The organism is Roseobacter sp. HKCCD7870 (assembly GCF_037830315.1).
Taxonomy (GTDB): domain Bacteria; phylum Pseudomonadota; class Alphaproteobacteria; order Rhodobacterales; family Rhodobacteraceae; genus M30B80.
Map to the genome: position 1 here is coordinate 23,135 of NZ_JBBLYO010000001.1, position 18,985 is coordinate 42,119.

An 18,985-nucleotide genomic window follows, 5' to 3' on the forward strand; every position below is an offset into this window, starting at 1 on the left:
GACCTTAACGCTGATTATTCTGCTATTTTTGTCGCTTAGGCGTAGCAAAGGTAAACAACGTTAAATAATGGGTGGAGTTTGCACCAAGCGTGGAATTTTTATTTTGCTCAGATCAGCGTCAGTTTTTTTGAAATATTCATCGCTGTCTTTGGCATTTCTTTTGTCAACATGCAGCACGCTGACCATGATTAATGATACTAACGTGACCAACCAGTCTATGCTCCGAAGCTGCCAGGAAATGCTTACTACTGACCGAATTACCACTGGTGTTCAGAGGTGTATGGAAGACCATCGTTGGTATCTGGCAAACTTAAGTGATGTACTGATTTTAATTGGTTTTATGGGAGCCGCTGTGGGGCTCTTTTTATTTTTATTTTTCGGCCGCATCGAGCGGGTAGCGCGGAGCCGGTCTAAATAAAATGTAATTTTTGTTCTACATTAGCTCTCTGGCCTTTGAACTTTAGGGCGACAGACATTTCTACGAGGCAGTTTAGTCCACGGTTCGTAGATCTGCGAGGATGCGATCAATCATGTCATAATCTTCCTGCGTTGCCCCCCAGCCTGAGAGGCTAATCTGTCTTAGCCTCCAGAATAGGATGAGTTTCAGAGTTATCTCAGAAACCGCAGTGGAAAAACCATTCGATGAATATGTGTGCTCCAATGCCACTAGGATATCCACATTGTCACTTTCTGGTAAGAGCGAGTAACCATCAAAATCCGCCATGTATTCAACGAGATCTTTCCAATTGTTTCGGCAATCACGTGGAATAGAATTCATGTCTAACCATCTTTTTTCTAGACTATTTTTTAGCGAGAACGGAGCGAGTATGTTAGCCAAATCAGAAGATACTGGGCAGTGCTAGTACTCTCCAAATTTTGGATGATCCCACTTGGGGGCGTGCCCGTGCTTAGATTTTAAGATTTCGAATAGCGTATCGTGTGGAACTAAATACCAATCTCTTTCAAACCGTTGCCCTTGCCCAGGGAACACCATTACTATTCCCTTGGATCCATATTTATCTTTTTGGACGAATGCACGGCTCTTCAGCTGACACCGGAGAAATTGCCCGGACGGTTCCATTAAAATGAAATCTACACCACCAATATCAGCCTCGGGTCGATAAACCATAAACCCTAACTCAATTAATTTTGATGAGACTTCGTTTAGGTTTGCGGCTTCGGTTTGCTTTGTGTTCAGCTCAAACTTCGACATTTCCTACACTCGCTAGCTATTATTACCCGTGAAGATAATTGTACCAAGGCCGGGCCATAGATATTTAAGGGCTACCTCCCGAATGATCGAGGATCAAAGGTTTGCGCGAAATGCAGCGCAATTTCATTAGGATCCTGATTGTCAAGATGTGCTCGCTTTAACGGGGTTTGATCCATGAATTCAATCATGTCACCTAACCCTGGTTTCAGCCTTTCGCACTCAGCGGAAAACTGGTCGAACCACTGTTCAAACGATCTTGCTGTGGCTTGCGTGTTAGCAGCGCCGCGCAGGGCCACAAAATCTTTGCCACTAACCTCGGAGATCATGAGGTCAATCTCTGCGTTCGACATGTTAGCTTTGTGGCGGATCCGATTTACATGGTTAATCTTATTTTTGATGAAAGGCTGGGCGCGTGGATCCGAGGGGTCAAGAGAATTGCACTGCACTAGCACAAAGGTAATTGCTACATCAAACTCGTTCCCGCCAAGCTGCTTGTATTCTTTTACGATTGCGTCGAACAAAGGTTTCTGTATCGGGCCAACATCATAAGCAAAGCTTTTCTTTATTACGTTCAAAGCGTCTTTTTTAAGTCTGTTGCCAAAAAACATACAGTACGCCTCCTAGTGCAAAATCTATCATGGCTAATGCTTTTATAATTTATTTTGCAGCTCTCCAATAGATTTTCCAAGCATTTAGTCAGCAAATAGCCCGGCTTTTGCAGCCTCAAACAGGCGAGGGTACATCGCATGTGTGGTGCAAATGTTTTGCCTTGCTCTTGCTAATTGTAACAAGTTGGAATGCTTATTTTTATCCTTTTTGTCACAGAGTGGCTCAACAATAGTGATGCCCCTTTCCTTAGCTTTCTGAATGATACGTGATACTTCCGAAAGATAGGGAGCTATGATCAGATATTGCTTTCTAGGTGACAGTGATTGAATAAGCTCTGTTGTTTTACCGGAACCACAGAACCGATCAACCACCCTAACAGGGTGTCGAAGATACATATTACATCCTTTACGGTTTTACATTTGTTAGGCAGCGCATCTAGCGCTGCACGCTCCCGTCTGGCATGTGCGTTTCGGGCAATAGGATGCTCTAAATCACAGGATCTTATTGCTTGATCTAAAGTTTTTTGATTTTATTGTTATCAACAACGTTTATTTATGAAGAACTCACTTCAATGAGCTACTTTTTTGGCGCATTAGTGGCATATCTCTTGGATCCATTTATTTGGGTGGCATCTTATTTGTGCCTTAAATTTTTACCATTTAAGAACAGGGCTATTGCTTTTATAGGTGCTTATTTTGCAGGTATGTTGATGAGCATCCTTGTCATCGTGACACTCGGTATTGACTTCAACATCATCCGATTGTTGGCAATTGCAATTATTGCCGGTGTCCTGACAAAGTTTGTAAAACCTAAACAGAAATAAACGCGTGGCTAGCGTCGTCTGACAAGCTACGTGCAGCATAACAGTTGGAAAGCTGGGGGTGACTGTCGGACCGTTAGTCACCCTTCGATTCGGCTGAAATATCCCCTTATTTATAAGGCTTTATTTGTCTTTCCTTCAGATTTCCGTAAAGAAAGACAAAAAATGACATAGCTGATGATCAGGTGCAGTTTTACTATCAGCCGTGAGCAGTAGGCTGATCTGTACGTTGAACGCACAGCTTGCTTTGGATCGTACTGAAAGATCTAAGCCATCTGTGTAGAGTGATTTTAGACCACCCACATAAATACATTAATGATAAATATACCCACCAATCCAAATCTTATCATTGGTCTCAATGAAGCAACTCTAAGCTGTCCTACCGTGAGGCCAAAGACTGATTGGAGATCACATTAATGATTGGCGGTAGGTTATACTTAGAAACCGCTTTATGTTGGAGGGTGAGAGATTGTGTCATAAATACGTTCAAGACAAACCAAGGATCTAAAGTTCAATCTTTTCGTGTCTTTTAAAGTAAGAACAGTGGTGGAGGTTTACCTCCGCCACGTCAAAGTAGGACTCAAAATCTTTCAAAGATTGCTACGCGGATATTGCTGTCGACTTACAATTGAAATCCCCCCGGCTCCCCCATGCTTCGAACTATAGCATGGTCCAGTATCAGCATAGGGGGATGTATGTCTTATCTAAGGGTGTCTGTAGGACTTTGCGTAGGACAAATGGTGCCTGTTGACCTTCGTGCGAACTCTTCGATACGCTTTATTTTACTTAAGGATACAACTTGTTTGGCTCTTGGATCAGGAACCAATACCCGTGTGGGGGCACCATTAAATCAAGCACTTACATGATTTACTTAGCAAATCCCTCGTGTTGGGGTGCCATATGGGTGCCAAAAGTTTAAGGGTTACTTGGCTCAATTCGGGGCATTGATAAGCTAGGGCAGGGGGCGGGGACCCCCTATGCAGACCGTGCGCCTCGGACCGCGTGCCTCGGTCATGGGTTGGTGGATTTATTGGAGGACGGTTTTAATGGGGGACTTGGAGGTAGCTTTGTCGCGCAGTCATCAAACATATTGGAAATCAAGAGGTCTATATTTTACCCTAAGCTATCAGTTTATTTGATTTCAATCGTGTAAAACATTGCAGCTTCAGAGCAGAGGGCCAGAATGCATTAAGAACTGAACAAGACCATCCAATCGCGGGCATAAAATTGTTTTGATCTTTGCGATGGTTAGGTTTTGTCTAAAGCATATTCAGCCAAGATAGGTGCAATGCCAGAGCCAATAGCACGGGCGGAAATACCTATCTCACCAGAAATAATGGTGGTGCCTTTTAATCCGCGATGATCATAATGAGCGAAAGCGGCGTCATTAACGGCCTTTACAAGTTCAGCGTTGAGATGGCGTGTGAGTGAGCTGTCAACGATTATTGCATCAGCATCAAACAGGGCTTGTGCAATTACTGCGGCAAAGGCGATTTGTGGTGCGGCTACATCAAGCCAACTTCTAAAAACCGCTCTGGCAGTATCATCACGCAGATTTTTTGCATAGAAAACGTCCGAGGCCAGACCGCCAGCTTCTGCACTTTCTTCTAAATAGTGCAGCGAGGCGCCTTCCAATAATTGTTGGGCCTTTCCTTCTGCCACTACAGATATCGGCATTGAGGCTATGGCACCGGCAAGATTATTTTGACCAGTGTATAGTTTGCCGTTTACGGCGATGCCTCCACCAATAAATGTGCCAACATAAATATAAACAAAGCAATCGTAGCCTAGGCTGTTACCAGTTGCTATTTCAGCCAAGCAGGCTGCAGAAGCATCATTGAGAGCCGTGACTGGAAGCGCAAATGCATTTTCCAAGTCAGTGGCAAGATCGGCTGTAGCCCAATGTGACATTGCACCTTCTGGCGCGCCGACCGTGGCTTCCCATGCTTCAAGTTCATCGGGTAGTGCGATGCCGATACCAACAACACGTGAACGTTGGCCATCGGTCAAAGCTGCAAGCAAATTAGCAACCTCCCTTAACACACTTTCACGGATCGTCGGAAAATGTGGAAAATCGTAGTGCTCGAGCCGCTGTTCGATAATCTGATAGTCAAATCCCATAACTATGACTTCAAGCGAACGACGGCCAACTTTGATACCAATTGACAAAACTCCATCCGGATCGAGTGAGTAAGGCGTCGAGGGCTGTCCAATTTTTCCTTTAATAGAAGCCTCGGCACGTAATAGCCCCTCGCTAACGAGGCGGTTCACAATAACTGTTGCCGATTGCGCACTGAGACCAGACGCGCGTGTAAGGTCCGCTTTGCTCATCGAGCCATTTGCTCTTATCAGCTCCAACAAAAGCAATTCATTGTGTGGGCGCTTGATTTGCAATTGGATATGCTTGTCTTTCGGCATCAACCCTTTGCCCATTCGCGTTGAACATGAGTAGAGTCTATTTCGCTGCGTGGGCCGATTACGCCCTTTCGCAAGATCACATTCGCAAAAAGGTTGATCTCACTGGTGGCAACCACTGCGTAACAACGTTGGATCCGATCGTATAGAGCCGCCCCATGAGAAACTTCAATTCTTTTCGTGTGCCCTAGTGCATCGGTCAGGTGCCCGTCTATTTTCTCATGAACTTCGGATCGGCGATCAGGATGAGCGGGATTACAACTCCGTATCGCTGGGCAATTCACATCAGGATCCAGAGGTAGCACCGACAAAATTGCCGCAAGCACTCGATCGACTGATAGCCCATCTGCCCTTATGAGGCGTTTCGCGTGCGCCTCTGCAGGGTAATTTCCGTCTACAATAGCAATTTCATCTCCATGCCCCATAGCTCGCAAGTTCGCTAACAAATCTGGGCCGAGTACAGGATCAATGCCCAGTAACATTAGATATAACTCGCGTCTTCGTGCACGCCTTGATCGACGCCAGTGATCATTGCAACGACGTCGTTTCCACTTGCAGTCTTCGCATCTAAAACTCCGGCAATCCGTCCTTGGCGGAACACGACAATACGGTCCACCAAGTTAAACACTTGCCTCAAATTGTGGGAAACGATGATCACAGGAACACCGCGTTTTTTGAGCCCACGAATTATATTTTCTACCTTTGTAGTTTCCTGGATACCCAGCGCCGCAGTCGGTTCGTCCATAATGATGAGCTTACTTCCCCAGCCAGCTGCTCGACTGATGGCGACACACTGCCTCTGACCCCCCGACATTCCTGAAACTGCCTGCTTGGTATCCGGGATCTTAATACCCGTCTGCTCTAACAATTCCTCTGCCTTGTGCTCCATGTCTTTTTTCTTAAGCCAAGACAGCGGCCCAAACTCAAAATAAACCTCTTCGCGGCCCAGAAAAATATTTTCGGGCACGTTGAGGTGATCGGCTAGTGCAAGATTTTGATAGACGGTCTCAATCCCGTAAGTGCGCGCATCTTCAGGCGCCTTAAACCGCACAGATTCGCCTTCGATTAGGACTTCGCCTGCAGTGGGTTGTTCGACCCCTGTGATATTTCGCACAAAGGTTGATTTGCCTGCGCCGTTATCTCCAACAATGGCTATATGCTCATCTGCATACATTTTAAAATCAGCGTCGTTGAGGGCCTGAACACCGCCGTAGTGCTTTGTTAATCCACGTGTTTCTAAAACAATTTTACGGTCAGCCACCATCTCCACCCTCCCAAAATAAACGCTTTTACAGACGGAATGAGCATCATTGCATCGACTAAGTCAATAATTAAATCAAATTGAATTAGTTATTGACACATCCCCAGTTTGGCGCTTTCACTGTCGCCAATGCCTGCTGAATGTGGCTCGGCGTTTTTTTGGGAGGACACCAAATTGAAACTTAATCTTAAACTCGCAAGCGTGGCCGTAGCAGCCGCTTTGATTGGCTCTGCAGCAAACGCTCAGGATGTGATTGGCTACATCACCAAATCCGCTACCAATGCTGGATGGATGATGATCAACCAAGGCGCAGAAGACGCTGCCGCAGAGGAAGGCGTGACGCTGGTTGCAGTTGGCCCCTCATTCCAAGGCGATCTATCGAGCCAGTTGGAAGTATTTGAGAACCTAGTCGCGCAAGGCGCTGCGGCCATTGCGGTGGCACCAGTCGACAGCGCGGGCATCGCCCCAGCAGTCAATGACGCAATGGCGGCGGGCATCCCTGTTGTTGCGGTAGACACCGGCGTCTCAGGTGCCGAAGTCACATCTTTCGTGGCCACCGACAACTATGCCGTGGCGAAGGTCCAAGGAGCGGTTGCCGCAACTCTGGTCGATGATGGCCAGCCCATTATCTACGTGACAGGCAACCAGGCACAGTCAACCGGTCAAGAACGTCGTAATGGCTTTATCGAAGCCTTTTCTGCGGCTCGCCCAAACTCCGAAATTCTCGAAGTTCCAACTGAGTGGAACAGCCAAGAAGCTCAAGAGGGCGTCGAGGCAATCCTGAACAGTCGTCAGGATATTGCAATGGTCGCAAATGCTTGGGATGGCGGCACAATGGGTGCCATTGCAGCTCTGCGTAACCTTGGTTACGGCGCGGGCGATGTTCAACTCGTAGGTTTCGACGGCGCAAGCGACGCGATCGTTGCGATGCGCGAAGGTTGGGTACATGCTGACACGGCCCAAATGCTTTACCAAATGGGCTATCAGGGCATCCGTGCTGCAGCAGCGGCCGCTCGTGGTGAAACCGTATCGCCCCGTATCGACACCGGCTTTTTCCTTGTGACACCTTCGACCTCAGCTGTTTACAGCGAAATGGTTGGGATCGAGTGATCTAGTAAAATAGGTTGAGGGGCGCGTCATACGGCGCGCCCTTTTTTTATCCCTTAAGTTTGGATGAGACAAAAACTATGGAGCGCGGCGTGGAAAATCAAAAAAAACGTTCACTGCGAGACAGTGCCGTCATTGCAATGGTAAAATTTTTCCGTGCCGATTGGTCGGGCGCATTTTTGGCAATTCTAATACTTGGTATTGCCATCGAACTAGCCACCACTGGACGACCATTTTTTCATCCTTCTAACTTAATGACCATATTGAATAACTCAGCGGCAATAGGAGTTATCGCAGCGGGAATGACTTTGGTCATTATTACAGCTGGGATCGACTTGTCGGTCGGCTCAGTGATGGGAATGGCTGCAGCCCTGACTGGGTACGTGGTCAGTTTCTGGGGCTTTCCGCCATCTGTGGCAATCTTCACGGGATTGGCCCTGGGTCTGGCAGTAGGTTTCTTTAACGGCTCACTTGTAGCTTATTTCGGAATGCCTGCCTTTATCGTAACACTTGCAGGCCTTTCTATTTGGCGGGGTACTGGCCATTTGGCAACCGGTGCTCAGGCAACTCCTGAGCTATCAGCGACCTTTGATTATTTTGGGCGCTATAATCCTTTCGCAAGTCTGCGTGAGGCTTATACAAACGATGAGCTCACTGGCGTTTGGAATAGCATTGGCAGTTTTGTTGATGCCAACTGGATCAACTTCTTCCGAACCTTTCAGATGTCGATGCTAATCTTCGTCGGTTTTTTTATCCTGCTTACTATCATTATCGCGAACACTCGTTACGGGCGCTGGGTATACGCGATTGGCTCGAATGAACCGGGAGCACGCCAAGCCGGGATAAACACCGCTCGCTACATGTTAATCACATATATGTTCTGTTCGTTTACTGCTGCATTGGGTGCGTTGCTGTTCCTAGGTCGCGCACCATACGCCAAGTCGGACTATGGCCAAATGTGGGAACTTGATGCGATTGCCGCAGTGGTAATCGGGGGAACTTCACTTTTTGGGGGGCGGGGGTCGCTTTGGGGCACCTTCATGGGCGTGATCTTGCTAAAATTGATTAATAACGGTCTGACGCTGGCCCAGCTAGACACATTCTGGCAGATGGTGGTGACGGGCCTAATTATTCTGATCGCTGTGGGGATCGATATCGTTAGGCAGTCAAAAAATCCCGAAAGTGTGCGCAAACTGCTAGCTGCAATTTCTACGGTGATGGCATTTTTGGCAGCGATGACACCTGGCGCAATTTACTTACGTGCCAAGATAGCGATCCTAGAACATAATGCTGCCGAGGCACTGAGAGCAACGGGCGTACAATTGGCGCCTGGACAAAATGCCCGCCTATTATCCCCCTCTGACTTGGAGGCGTTTGAGGCGGCTCTGAACGCTAATATTGGCGCGGCTGCGCTTCTGTCCTCGTTGGTACTTGCGTCTGGATACGTGGTATTCAAAGGGAATACGATGCTTACTTGGGTTCTGTCTGCCTGCTTTGTATTAATGATGCTGCCCCTTGTAACGATGGGCTACCAAATCACGGTCCCATTCTTAGTATTGGGAGCAGCCGTGGCTCTAGGTAGTAATTTTGTTTCCGTACTCTTCGATAGAGCGCGTGCACTCGATGCTAATGCCACCTAAATCCCTGATTGCCGTCGGTGGGGAAAATCTCATCGACTCCATCCAAGATCAGAGCGGTAGTGCGCCTGATGGCTACTTTCACAATTTAGGCGGCTCACCCTACAACGTAGCCGTCGCCCTTGCGCGTCAGGGAATAACTACTCATTACATCACGCCGATTTCGTCCGATGCATTCGGCGACCGCTTGGCGGCACATCTACAAGATCAGGGAGTCGTCACCTCTGGGCCACGTCTTGCGGCACCGACCACGCAAGCAATCGTCACGCTCGAAAAAGGAGTGCCAAAATACCAGTTTTTGAGAGATGGCACTGCTGAACGCATGGTGACCACTGAAATCTTGCAGTCAGCCTTTCCTGCCGCCGCAACGCATTTCCACATCGGGTCATTAGCTCTGGCAGACGGTTCAGATGCAGCTGTTTGGGAACAGGCTTTCATTGATGCCGCGAAACTTGGCATCTGCACCTCTCTCGACCCAAATGTGCGTGCTTCGTTGATCACTGATCCTGTTAGCTACAGGAAACGAATTACGCGACTATTAACCAACTCAAGCATCGTCAAACTTAGCGATGAAGATTTAGACTGGCTGTACCCTGGCCTGGACTATTTAAATGCCATTACAAAACTGCGCGAGCAAACTACAGCTAAACTAGTTGTTTTGACCAAGGGCCCGGAGGGCGCTGAAGCTTGGACACCGCAACATTACCTGAGCCTTGCCAATCCCCAATTCAGTGGACTGGTCGATACCATAGGCGCTGGCGATACATTCATGGGCACCTTGCTTGCTGGTTTGGCCAATAATGATCAATTGACATCTGACGCCCTTGATCAGATTACGTCCGATAACCTTGCTTCATTAATAAAACGTGCGCTATACGCCGCTTGTCTTAATTGCACTAAAGAGGGCTGTGATCCGCCTTTTGCAGAGCAGTTAGAGCACGCCTTGTCAGAAGAGAGACTATGAAGCTTTATCTCGACACCGCTGATTGCCAAGAATGGCGTGACCTAATGCCAACGCAGTTATTTCGAGGCATTACGACGAACCCGATATTAGCGGCACGCGCAGGCCTAGATTATCCGAATGTCGATTGGACTAGTATGGCGGCTGAGGCCGTGGATCTAGGCGCAGTGGAGCTTCATGCGCAGGTATTTGGTCCGATAGAAGGATATGTTGACTGGGCCGGCCAGCTGTATGAGGCAGGCCGGAAGTCAGGCATCGAAACAATTGTAAAAATTCCATTAGTAGAGGCAGCAATTCGTGCCACGCCAGGCATAAAAGAACTGGGAGGACGGATTTTGATGACTGCCTGTTATGATGCCAAACAAATGTTTGTGGCTCAGGCTCTGGAAGCGGATTTTATTGCTCCATACTTTGGCCGTATGATGGAGGCTGGTGTAGACGCAATGGGGCATCTCGCAACGATGGCACAAATGAATAACGGAAGCGAAAAACCCTGCTCTGTCCTTGTAGCGTCATTGCGTTCACCTGACCAGATGGTGTCGCTTGCCGATATTGGGCATGACTGCTTCACAATTGCGCCTAGTGTTGCTCGTTCACTCTTGGAGTGCGGTCTAAGCGTCGCGGCATTTGAAGATTTCGAATCCATAGCAAAATCGGGCCTGACCTGATTGCTCTTGCCATAATATTTTCAGCCTAAGAGCCTGAGCAGGAACTAACTTGGAAAGTACATCTTAGCCAACCCCTCTATTTATGTTATACTGTAACAGTCATATAGGGGGCTATGATGCGGTTCATAAAAGGTAATGAGATCGGCTTGGCGACTAGGTTTGGCCCAGAATGGGAAGGCCAACGCTGTGGTGCTCGAACCAGGGCTGGAACGCCTTGCCAGCGCCCCGCGGTAAAAGAAACAGGGCGCTGTACGCGCCACGGCGGTAAGTCGACTGGACCGCGGACCGAGGAAGGACGTGCGCGGATCGCAGCAGCACAAACCACGCATGGGCGGTTAACGAAAGAGAAGCGGGCCGCAGCGAAGCGCAATGCCGAGGTTGGACGACAAATCCGTGCAGAGTTAATGGAAATCGAAGCTTGGGCCTTGGGCCGCGGACACTTGGAGCAGGATTGGCGTGAAAAGCTGCGCAAGGCCTTGGTGCTTGAAAGCTGATCTTCGGTCCTCGGACCTGGGTCTTTTGCCTATGTATACTTTTTAGGGGGGGTACCTTGAAAAAAATTCAGTGAAAAATTTGGAAAATAGCGTAAGCCGCGTTAACCGAGGTAATTTAATCGTTTATATACAGTGACTTACGGTGGTTTGCGGTGCTGTTTTCTTACCGTAAACCGTTTGTAAACCGTAAACCATATGGTCAGTTGCCCTGAGCTCACTTTTTGATTTTGAGGATTAAGCTTTCAATTGATTGAATTTTTGATTTGGCCCTAAATAAAACTATAGTCTTAGTAGAAATCACATGCTCTCTGAGAAGTTACCATCAGATTAAACTGGTTTGGCGCCAATGGATTGTAGAAAAAATGGATAAAATTAAAATAATACTAACCCTTTTTCTTGCAGTAACTGCATTGTCTGCATGTAAGGCTGAGCGTGTAGTGGTAGAGGTTGAAGAAGGCGCGATCCAAGACGCCATTTCGGGCGGCGTGGGTGAAGCCGAGTTTTCCGCCACTTTTGAGACTAGTAGAAGTTTAGATGAAAGAGTTCAGTCAAAGATCGACGCTGTTGAGCGGGCGGTTAGGGCGCACTTGGACATAACTGATTTTTTGGTAACCGGCGATCGAGGTGGCACCCAGATCGAAATAGAAGGCTATTTGCCAATAACAACAAATGCAGATGAAAATGCGCCTTGGCATCTGTTAGTTGAACCCTTTGGTCAAGACGGCCACGTCGTTAGATTGGCAATCGGCTCTGACTTCAATTCATTTGCTCGAGAAATCGAAGTTGTGGATATGGGTTTTAGGCCGGACAGATTTCATCCTACCACAATTAGACTGCGAGCGTCGGACGCGCACGTAACCGTTCCTGCGGGATATGTTAATGGTGAGGCACGCATAATGTGGTCCACCGTGCTTGATGGTCGCACGAATATTCGGTTCGGTGGTGGTATTTTTAACGATGTTGGCGGCGCGTTTATCATTCGCGTCTCGAATTAAATCGTTAAACTACAGAAAGTGTTCTAAGTTTGTGTGTCAAATGTAGAGTATGTAGCTTTTTTCAAGCTAAGAGATATTTCCGTAAAATATCCTATGGTTAGAATAACCCTACACACCCTACATTTCCTACATCAGTTAAAACCCGCGTTCCTGCGCAGCGGCTTTTTTGATGTCCATGAACACCATCCCTTGGGCCATCCTGCGCTTTTCGATGCCATGTCGCTCTACCCGTTGGCTAAATGTCTTGAGCGTTGGCGTCTGAGACAGCCCCACAGAGGCTGACCAGCTGCAGAACGCGTCGTAGCAAGGCTTCACGCCGAGATATGCGCCTTCGGCCATCTCACGGGGACACGCCATTTCTTGTCGAATTTCTCTTTCTTAACCGCTCTTTCATAAGCCTATCTGCATCCAGCGTGCCATCGTGCCAGGTGCCCATCCACTTGTCCAATGGCAAGGCGCCGTCGGCGTAGTTCACCTCGAAATATTTGTGGTGCAGATAATGCGCATAAGCATGCGTATCCACTGCCGAGTTGTCGCTAATCTGGATCTTGTCGAACCCTATATGACCTATCACCGCCCCCGTTCCACTGATGTGGAGGTGATATAGAACTAACAGGGGGTGAGATGGCACTATCAAGTGGATGAGCGTCCCAGACCAGTAGAGAAGATGCTCAAACGGGTGCATTGACAGTGAAGACCAAGGCGATGGGTTGATGGAGTTGTGATGGACCGAGTGCACTGATTTGTATAAAAATGGTAGGTGGATGAGCCGATGGACGCAGTAGAAATGTGCCTCATGTAGAAGCGGCAGGAGGAGTGCGAAGGCGGCAAGCCAGATCGGATTATTGCTCCATGCCGACCAAAGTCCGATGTTATTGGCCCAGCTCCAGAGCAGAATTACTTCATAGGCCGTCCAAATAGGAACGCCACTCAGGAACGTTCGGAGCGCATTATCGATGCTTTGGCTGCGAAACCAGAAAACATCAGATGGGTGGTCCGCTGGGAATCTCGCGTTGTATTTGTAGTGATTGCCCTGTCTGCGTTTGACGTAGAGACCGAGCTCGAGAATACCAAAAAGTACTAGGATCATCGCTGCGTTCCGAAGCAAGAGAAAACTAATCCAACCCAGTTCAAAGGATTGCAGAGCTTCGCGGCTCGGTGTGAGCCAGACCCATAAAATAGTAGCCAAAGCAAAAAAGAGAGAATTCCAGGGCAGGAGGTAGCTAGGTATCCACTTCAGGACGCGCACAAGGCTCCACGGCGTATCGAGCAGCGGCCCTACAATTAGTGGCGCATTTGGTCTCCAGCTTCCGCGCTTGTCCCGGGTTCCGTATTTCAAATCATCCATAAATCCTGCCCTTACACGTTCTCAGAGGTATGGATTTCAAAGCCAAGCGCGACGCGCTGAGCACCAGCGTCTGCTCCGGCTTTCTTGGCCTTGATCAGTGTAGTGATGGTTTCGCGTGCAAATGTTTCCATCGGGTGCGAAATAACCATAGTTAATGTGCCATCAATGAGTGCAGATCGGGTTTCGTCAAAAAGCTCGTAGCCGACCGCGACGAAGTCATCCCGCTTTTGCGAGCTGCGAAGGGCCGACAAGGCACCTGTGATGCCGCCGCCCGATACGAATAGCCCACACAAGTCGGGGTGTTCCTTGAGAAGATTTTCAGTGAGTTCGCGAGCGGCGGCCGCGGACTCGTAGGTCGCAAGTGGTTCCAAAAGTGTGAATTCCGAATTATGTTCGCGAAAATAGGAACGAAACCCACTCTCATTCATTTCCTGGTTTCGGTAGCGGAAATTGCCAAGAAGAATGCCGATCTTACCAGGTTTGCGCACAATCCTGTTGAAGGCCCAAGCGGCTGTGCGACCAACTTTCCAGTTGTCGAGGCCGATGAAGCTGACATTGCCCTGAGCAGAAAGTGGAGCAATGAGGCTGGCGACCGGAACTCCTTTTGCCATAACTTCATCGATAGCGTTGGCGACGACCGGATGTTGCGCAGCAACGAGAGCAACAGCCTCACATTTATTTCCCATGGCAATTAGGCGTTCTGCAACCCGTTCAGGCGACAAATCCTCGAGATATTCTAGGTTAAGGTCCACATTCTCGTTCGACCTGGCCGCCACCTCGGCCTGCATCGTTTCTCCTAGATTTCTATAAAACCTACGTCCTTTCTGTAGTAGCAGTATACCAATTTTATGAGTTTGACGGTGTGCGCTGACCCCGTGTTGAATAGTTCCGACGCCATAGAACCCGATCTCCTTCGCTACGCCCAAAACGCGTTCGCGAGTCGGTGCGCGGACCGACTCAGGCTGATTTAAGACCCTGTTTACGGTTGAAACAGAAACACCTGCAGCATTTGCTAGATCGGGAATGGTAGGGCGTTTCATGACAAAATCCGTCTCATTTCGTTTCAATTGCGCCGCCTCATGAAATGAAATGAGACGAAATTTGTAGTATGATTTAGTTATTCTTGATTTGATACATGTCAAACTGTCAACCCAAAACGGCGCATTTTTTCGACGTGCGAAGCGTCTGCAGTAAATCTTTGAAGGAATGACATGGACGATCTGAAATTTGGCTCCCGGGATAAGCGTGGCAATTGGACACCGAGCGCAACCCTTCAAATTGCCCCGTTTTGGCGGGGTAAGTGGAGCCAGATGGGCCACTTCCTGAAGGACTACTTATGGCCCTGGAATGCATTCCATATGGCCACAGCATTGCTCTACTGGGTTTTTGTCATTCCCGACGTCGAGGTAATGAAGACGATTTCTTGGGGCTGGGCGCTATATCTCTTCGCTGTTAATGCTGGCGGGATCTTTGTGCTCTATGGCGCGATCGAGCTGTTCTTTTACGTCAAGCGTCGTCAAGAAACCCGCTTTAAGTACAACGCCAAGTTTCCCTCGGAGCATCCGTCTGACGTTTTTTGGTTTAAGAGCCAGAACCTCGACAATTTTCTAAGAAGCTTCTTCGTAGGCATCCCAATCTGGACCGCAGTCGAAGTTATGATGCTTTGGTGTTTCGCCAACGGATACCACGTATTTGGCTGGCTTGAATGGCAGGACAGTTGGGCCTGGTTGATTGCACTTACATTCCTTGTGCCAGCAATCCACGAGATCCATTTTTTTTGCATCCACCGTCTGATCCATACGCCAACCCTCTATAAGTGGATCCATTCAGTGCATCACAATTCTATCAACCCAAGCCCGTGGTCTTCACTATCCATGCACCCGGTTGAACACCTGCTCTACTTTGGGGAAATTGTTTGGCACCTAATCATCCCGTCCAACCCGATTGTGATGATGTTTAATAGTCATGCCGTGGGTTATGGTGCACTCAATGGCCATATCGGTTTTGATAAGCTTGAGATCACGGAAAACACGCCTATCGATAGCCACGCTTACGCTCATTACCTGCATCATAAGTATTTCGAAGTGAATTACGGCGCCGATGGTCTCGTGCCACTCGATAAGTGGTTTGGCTATTGGCACGACGGCTCGAAAGAGGCTGATGAGCAAATGAAGGCGCGCTTCCGTCAAAAGAAGGATCGGATGAAGGCCCGGCAGGCGGTAACGCCAGCCGAATAATGCTGAGGTGACGATGCCTGCGGAGGACAAAGGGCACCGACACCCAGAAACAAAAATTATGCCGCTAATGCGGTTTAACCAGGGGAGGAGACCCATATGAAACTAACCAAAGTCCTTGCAGTTGCGGCTGCAATTACCATGAGCGCGGGTTTTGCATCGGCTGACGGCCACGGCGGCCCAAACATTTTCGTGATTGGCGGCAAGCCTGATGATCCGTTCTGGTCACGCGTTAAGCTTGGTGCGGAGCATGCAGGCTTGGTTGCGGAAATGCACGGTGGCTCGGTTACATGGCTTGGACCACAGAACTATGACAACCTTGGTCCGGATGCCGCAGAACTGATCCGTCAAGCGATTGATCAAGGCGCTGACGCTGTTGTTGGTCCTGATTGGGTGCCTGAAGCTATGGATCCAGCTTTCCAGGCCGTAGTTGATGCAGGCATCCCGTTGGTTATTTACAACGCTGGTGGCATCGAAGCTGCTGACCGTCTTGGCGCCATGAACTATGTTGGTGCTGTCGACTATAAGTCTGGTGAGGCTGCTGGTATCTATCTTGCCGAAGCGGGCCAGACTAATGGTGCTTGCGTTAACACGCTGCCCGGCGCCGCCAATATCGAAGCCTTCTGCAATGGCTTCAACGATGGAATGGCTGCTGCTGGCGGAAACGGTTCCGTCCTACAACTGCCTGCGACCGCATTTGGTGACAGCACCGCAGTGGCGCAGGCCGTACGTGCCCACCTCCTGCAGAACCCTGACATCGACGCGCTATTTGCGATTGGTGATCAGGATACAAATGCAGCAATCAGCGGCATTCAGCAGGCTGGCAAAACAGGCGAAGTTCAAATCTGCGGCATGAACTTCAACGACTCAATCCTCGCTAATATCCAGCAGGGAACGCAAGCCTGTGCGATTGATCAGCAGGGATACCAGCAAGGTTTCTTCGCGACCTCGATCCTGATCAATCATGTGCAGTACGGCACAACGATTCCCACCCGTGAGATCCTCACTGGTCCTGGCATAGTTGATGCAAGCAATGTTGATCTGGTTATCGCAGGCGTTGAAGCTGGCGCGCGCTAATCTTCCCAAGATGGCCGCCCGGTTTAGGCCGGGCGGCCGCTTTGAATCTCAAAAAGTTTTAGTGAAATTAAACAGATGAACTTCCCAACGCAAACCATAACATCGCGCCTCTCACTGGGTACTCTTGTCCGGCGTCCGGAGGCAGGATCTCTGATTGGTTTTGTAGTTGTTTTTATCTTTTTTGCATTCCTTGGCGGTTCTGTTTTCCTCGGTGCGCCGGGTTGGTCTAGCTGGCTGAATATTGCTGCAGAGGTTGGAATTATTGCGTTGCCCGTTGGTCTACTGATGATCGCAGGTGAATTTGATATCTCGGTGGGGTCTATTGTTCCAGCGTCATCTATGATGACAGCCATGCTGGCAGGCCACTATGACCAACCGGCGCTAGTCGCCATCTTTGGAGGGCTCGGCGTTGGTCTCCTGATTGGCTTCATAAACGGGCTCTTAGTTACGCGCACGACCATCCCATCGCTGATAGTGACCATTGGTGTCATGTTCGCGGTGATGGGTTTGACGTTGGGGTTTGCAGTGTTGATCAAGGGGTCGACCAGCGTCTCCTACGTTCCGGCCCCACTGGCCAAAGCTATGCTTGGACAGTTCATTAACTTCATGTTCAGCGTCACAATCTTCTGGTGGCTTGGATTTGCGGCGGTTTTCTTCTTCGTGCTGCATATCTCGCCCCTCGGGAATTGGATCTACGCTGTTGGTGGAGATCGGGAGAGTGCGCGCAATGCAGGTATCCCAACGGCCCGCGTTACCATTGCCTTGTTCATGGCGTCTGGCTTTTGCGCGGCTTTTGTCGGCGTGGCACAGGTTATGACCTACCAACAGGCACAGGTTGCAGGTGGTCAGGCGTTTATTTTCAACTCCATCATGTGCGTAGTCATTGGTGGGGTTCTTTTGACAGGTGGGGCAGGGACCATCATTGGCATACTTTTGGGAACTGCGACCTTTGCGGTGGTCAACCAAGGCGTTTTCTTTGCCTCGCTTGATCCCAACGTTGGCTCAATTATTGTTGGCGGATTGCTCCTGGCGGCAGTTCTTAGCAATGACACGTTTCGGGCAATAGCCCTAAACGCTGCAACAAAAAGAAGGTAGAGCAATGGTTTCTAGTCTTCTTCGCCGCCCTGCCGCTGCATCCGTACTTAGCCTGATCGGCGTTCTAGCCTTTTATGTACTGATTGGTGGGGTCGACCTTGGAACACTTTTCGGTGCGGCAAGCTGGGTCAACTATGCTGCTCGTATTGGTATTGTCGCCTTGCCTGTAGGGCTGTTGATGATCTCGGGTGAGATCGACATTTCGATAGGTGCGATGATTCCAGCAGGTGCAATGACGACTGCAATCATTTCGGGTCACTACGAACTACCGATTATATTCGGAATGATTGGTGCGCTTTGCGTGGGCGTTATTGTTGGAACCATCAATGGCGTTTTGGCTGTGCGCACAAATGTGCCAACTTTGATCATTACTCTGGCAACACTGGTTGGCATGCAAGGCGTGGTGCTTGCTGGTTCAAAATTGCTTACCGGGAGCGCATCGGTGCCTTTGACAGCGCCCGAATGGGCCAAAACGATATTTGGGCAGCTTATGTTTGATGGTGCGCATCAGGTTGTAATTATTTGGTGGTTGATCTTCGCAATTATTTTTTGGTTCATCCTGCACCAAAGCCGTTTTGGAAACTGGATCTATGCGATCGGCGGCGATCGCGAGAGTGCACGCAACGCGGGTATTCCTGTAGATCGAATAACCATTTTTTTATTCATCGGAACTGCATCGGCAGCATCCTTTGTGGGAATGTGCCACGCTATGTTGTTTAATTCAGCGCAGGTGTCGGGCGGTATGAACGACATTTTCAACATCATCGTTAGTGTCGTGGTCGGTGGTGTGCTGCTCCTTGGTGGCTTTGGATCTGTGCCTGGGATTTTCATCGGCTCGCTTACGTTTGCTATCGTTAACAAGGGTATCGATTTTACTGCCATCGACCGGAATTGGTCCAACCTGATCATTGGGGTGATGCTGCTAGTGGCCGTTGGGATGAACGAAAGCTTCCGAAAACTCGCGCTCAATGCCGTGACTAGCAAAGGGTTGAAATTCAAACAGAATGCGCCCCAAGGGGCAGCTAACGGGCAAAGTGCCCAATAACTTGTC

General features: G+C 49.1%; 21 protein-coding genes. 12 read left to right on the forward strand and 9 right to left on the reverse strand.

Annotated features, from left to right (window positions below; translation table 11 throughout):
* Positions 1–184: 184 nt before the first annotated feature.
* Complete coding sequence (locus AAC637_RS00135; RefSeq protein ID WP_340301779.1) at positions 185–418, forward strand: hypothetical protein; 234 nt, start codon at positions 185–187, stop codon at positions 416–418.
* Between the two features lie 441 nt (positions 419–859).
* Here AAC637_RS00135 and AAC637_RS00140 read toward each other — a convergent pair whose 3' ends face one another.
* The 3 genes from AAC637_RS00140 to AAC637_RS00150 form a co-directional block, all read right to left on the reverse strand.
* Positions 860–1,213 carry a hypothetical protein gene (locus AAC637_RS00140; protein WP_340301780.1) on the reverse strand — a complete coding sequence of 118 codons (354 nt, stop codon included), beginning with the start codon at positions 1,211–1,213 and terminating at the stop codon, positions 860–862.
* Between the two features lie 71 nt (positions 1,214–1,284).
* A complete protein-coding gene (locus AAC637_RS00145; protein ID WP_340301781.1) occupies positions 1,285–1,821 on the reverse strand; it encodes a hypothetical protein in 537 nt (178 codons plus the stop codon).
* 84 nt (positions 1,822–1,905) lie between these two features.
* Positions 1,906–2,217, reverse strand: a complete 312-nt coding sequence (locus AAC637_RS00150; RefSeq protein ID WP_340301782.1) for a hypothetical protein — start codon at positions 2,215–2,217, stop codon at positions 1,906–1,908.
* A 176-nt stretch (positions 2,218–2,393) separates the two neighbouring features.
* Between AAC637_RS00150 and AAC637_RS00155 the strand changes: the two genes are divergently transcribed.
* Positions 2,394–2,645: a hypothetical protein gene (locus tag AAC637_RS00155; protein WP_340301783.1), complete on the forward strand. Its 252-nt coding sequence runs from the start codon at positions 2,394–2,396 to the stop codon at positions 2,643–2,645.
* Positions 2,646–3,890: 1,245 nt separating this feature from the next.
* Here AAC637_RS00155 and AAC637_RS00160 read toward each other — a convergent pair.
* Genes AAC637_RS00160 through AAC637_RS00170 form a run of 3 tightly spaced genes read right to left on the reverse strand, consistent with a single transcriptional unit; the run spans position 3,891 to position 6,321 of the window.
* Positions 3,891–5,060 (reverse strand): ROK family transcriptional regulator, encoded by a 1,170-nt coding sequence (locus tag AAC637_RS00160; protein WP_340301784.1) that lies wholly within the window; start codon positions 5,058–5,060, stop codon positions 3,891–3,893.
* A complete protein-coding gene (locus tag AAC637_RS00165; protein WP_340301785.1) occupies positions 5,060–5,539 on the reverse strand; it encodes an RbsD/FucU family protein in 480 nt (159 codons plus the stop codon). The genes AAC637_RS00160 and AAC637_RS00165 overlap by 1 nt, the downstream gene beginning before the upstream one ends.
* Complete coding sequence (locus AAC637_RS00170) at positions 5,539–6,321, reverse strand: ATP-binding cassette domain-containing protein (RefSeq protein ID WP_340301786.1); 783 nt, start codon at positions 6,319–6,321, stop codon at positions 5,539–5,541. Before AAC637_RS00170 ends, AAC637_RS00165 begins: the two co-directional genes overlap by 1 nt.
* A gap of 171 nt (positions 6,322–6,492) precedes the next feature.
* Between AAC637_RS00170 and AAC637_RS00175 the strand changes: the two genes are divergently transcribed.
* From AAC637_RS00175 to AAC637_RS00200, 6 genes are all read left to right on the forward strand, one after another.
* The gene (locus tag AAC637_RS00175; protein ID WP_340301787.1) at positions 6,493–7,428 is read left to right on the forward strand and encodes a sugar ABC transporter substrate-binding protein; all 936 of its coding nucleotides are present in this window, start codon (positions 6,493–6,495) and stop codon (positions 7,426–7,428) included.
* 77 nt (positions 7,429–7,505) lie between these two features.
* Positions 7,506–9,065, forward strand: a complete 1,560-nt coding sequence (locus AAC637_RS00180) for an ABC transporter permease (RefSeq protein WP_340301788.1) — start codon at positions 7,506–7,508, stop codon at positions 9,063–9,065.
* Entirely contained in the window at positions 9,055–10,026 is a 972-nt protein-coding gene (locus tag AAC637_RS00185) for a carbohydrate kinase family protein (protein WP_340301789.1), read from the forward strand. The genes AAC637_RS00180 and AAC637_RS00185 overlap by 11 nt, the downstream gene beginning before the upstream one ends.
* The gene (locus AAC637_RS00190) at positions 10,023–10,691 is read left to right on the forward strand and encodes a transaldolase family protein (protein WP_340301790.1); all 669 of its coding nucleotides are present in this window, start codon (positions 10,023–10,025) and stop codon (positions 10,689–10,691) included. The genes AAC637_RS00185 and AAC637_RS00190 overlap by 4 nt, the downstream gene beginning before the upstream one ends.
* 116 nt (positions 10,692–10,807) lie before the next feature.
* The gene (locus AAC637_RS00195; RefSeq protein WP_340301791.1) at positions 10,808–11,185 is read left to right on the forward strand and encodes an HGGxSTG domain-containing protein; all 378 of its coding nucleotides are present in this window, start codon (positions 10,808–10,810) and stop codon (positions 11,183–11,185) included.
* 362 nt (positions 11,186–11,547) lie between these two features.
* Positions 11,548–12,180, forward strand: a complete 633-nt coding sequence (locus AAC637_RS00200; RefSeq protein WP_340301792.1) for a hypothetical protein — start codon at positions 11,548–11,550, stop codon at positions 12,178–12,180.
* A gap of 135 nt (positions 12,181–12,315) precedes the next feature.
* On the opposite strand, the gene AAC637_RS00205 is transcribed toward AAC637_RS00200, so the two are convergent.
* Genes AAC637_RS00205 through AAC637_RS00215 form a run of 3 tightly spaced genes read right to left on the reverse strand, consistent with a single transcriptional unit; the run spans position 12,316 to position 14,568 of the window.
* Positions 12,316–12,519 carry a hypothetical protein gene (locus AAC637_RS00205; RefSeq protein ID WP_340301793.1) on the reverse strand — a complete coding sequence of 68 codons (204 nt, stop codon included), beginning with the start codon at positions 12,517–12,519 and terminating at the stop codon, positions 12,316–12,318.
* 1 nt (position 12,520) lies between these two features.
* The gene (locus AAC637_RS00210) at positions 12,521–13,528 is read right to left on the reverse strand and encodes a sterol desaturase family protein (RefSeq protein WP_340301794.1); all 1,008 of its coding nucleotides are present in this window, start codon (positions 13,526–13,528) and stop codon (positions 12,521–12,523) included.
* Between the two features lie 11 nt (positions 13,529–13,539).
* Entirely contained in the window at positions 13,540–14,568 is a 1,029-nt protein-coding gene (locus AAC637_RS00215; RefSeq protein WP_340301795.1) for a LacI family DNA-binding transcriptional regulator, read from the reverse strand.
* Positions 14,569–14,739: 171 nt separating this feature from the next.
* Here AAC637_RS00215 and AAC637_RS00220 point away from each other — a divergent pair, with 171 nt between their 5' ends.
* The 4 genes from AAC637_RS00220 (at position 14,740) to AAC637_RS00235 (ending at position 18,979) form a co-directional block, all read left to right on the forward strand.
* Positions 14,740–15,765 carry a sterol desaturase family protein gene (locus tag AAC637_RS00220; RefSeq protein ID WP_340301796.1) on the forward strand — a complete coding sequence of 342 codons (1,026 nt, stop codon included), beginning with the start codon at positions 14,740–14,742 and terminating at the stop codon, positions 15,763–15,765.
* A gap of 96 nt (positions 15,766–15,861) precedes the next feature.
* Positions 15,862–16,839, forward strand: a complete 978-nt coding sequence (locus AAC637_RS00225) for a substrate-binding domain-containing protein (protein ID WP_340301797.1) — start codon at positions 15,862–15,864, stop codon at positions 16,837–16,839.
* A gap of 75 nt (positions 16,840–16,914) precedes the next feature.
* Complete coding sequence (locus AAC637_RS00230; protein ID WP_340301798.1) at positions 16,915–17,934, forward strand: ABC transporter permease; 1,020 nt, start codon at positions 16,915–16,917, stop codon at positions 17,932–17,934.
* 4 nt (positions 17,935–17,938) lie between these two features.
* Positions 17,939–18,979: an ABC transporter permease gene (locus AAC637_RS00235; protein ID WP_340301799.1), complete on the forward strand. Its 1,041-nt coding sequence runs from the start codon at positions 17,939–17,941 to the stop codon at positions 18,977–18,979.
* The last annotated feature ends 6 nt before the right edge of the window (positions 18,980–18,985 follow it).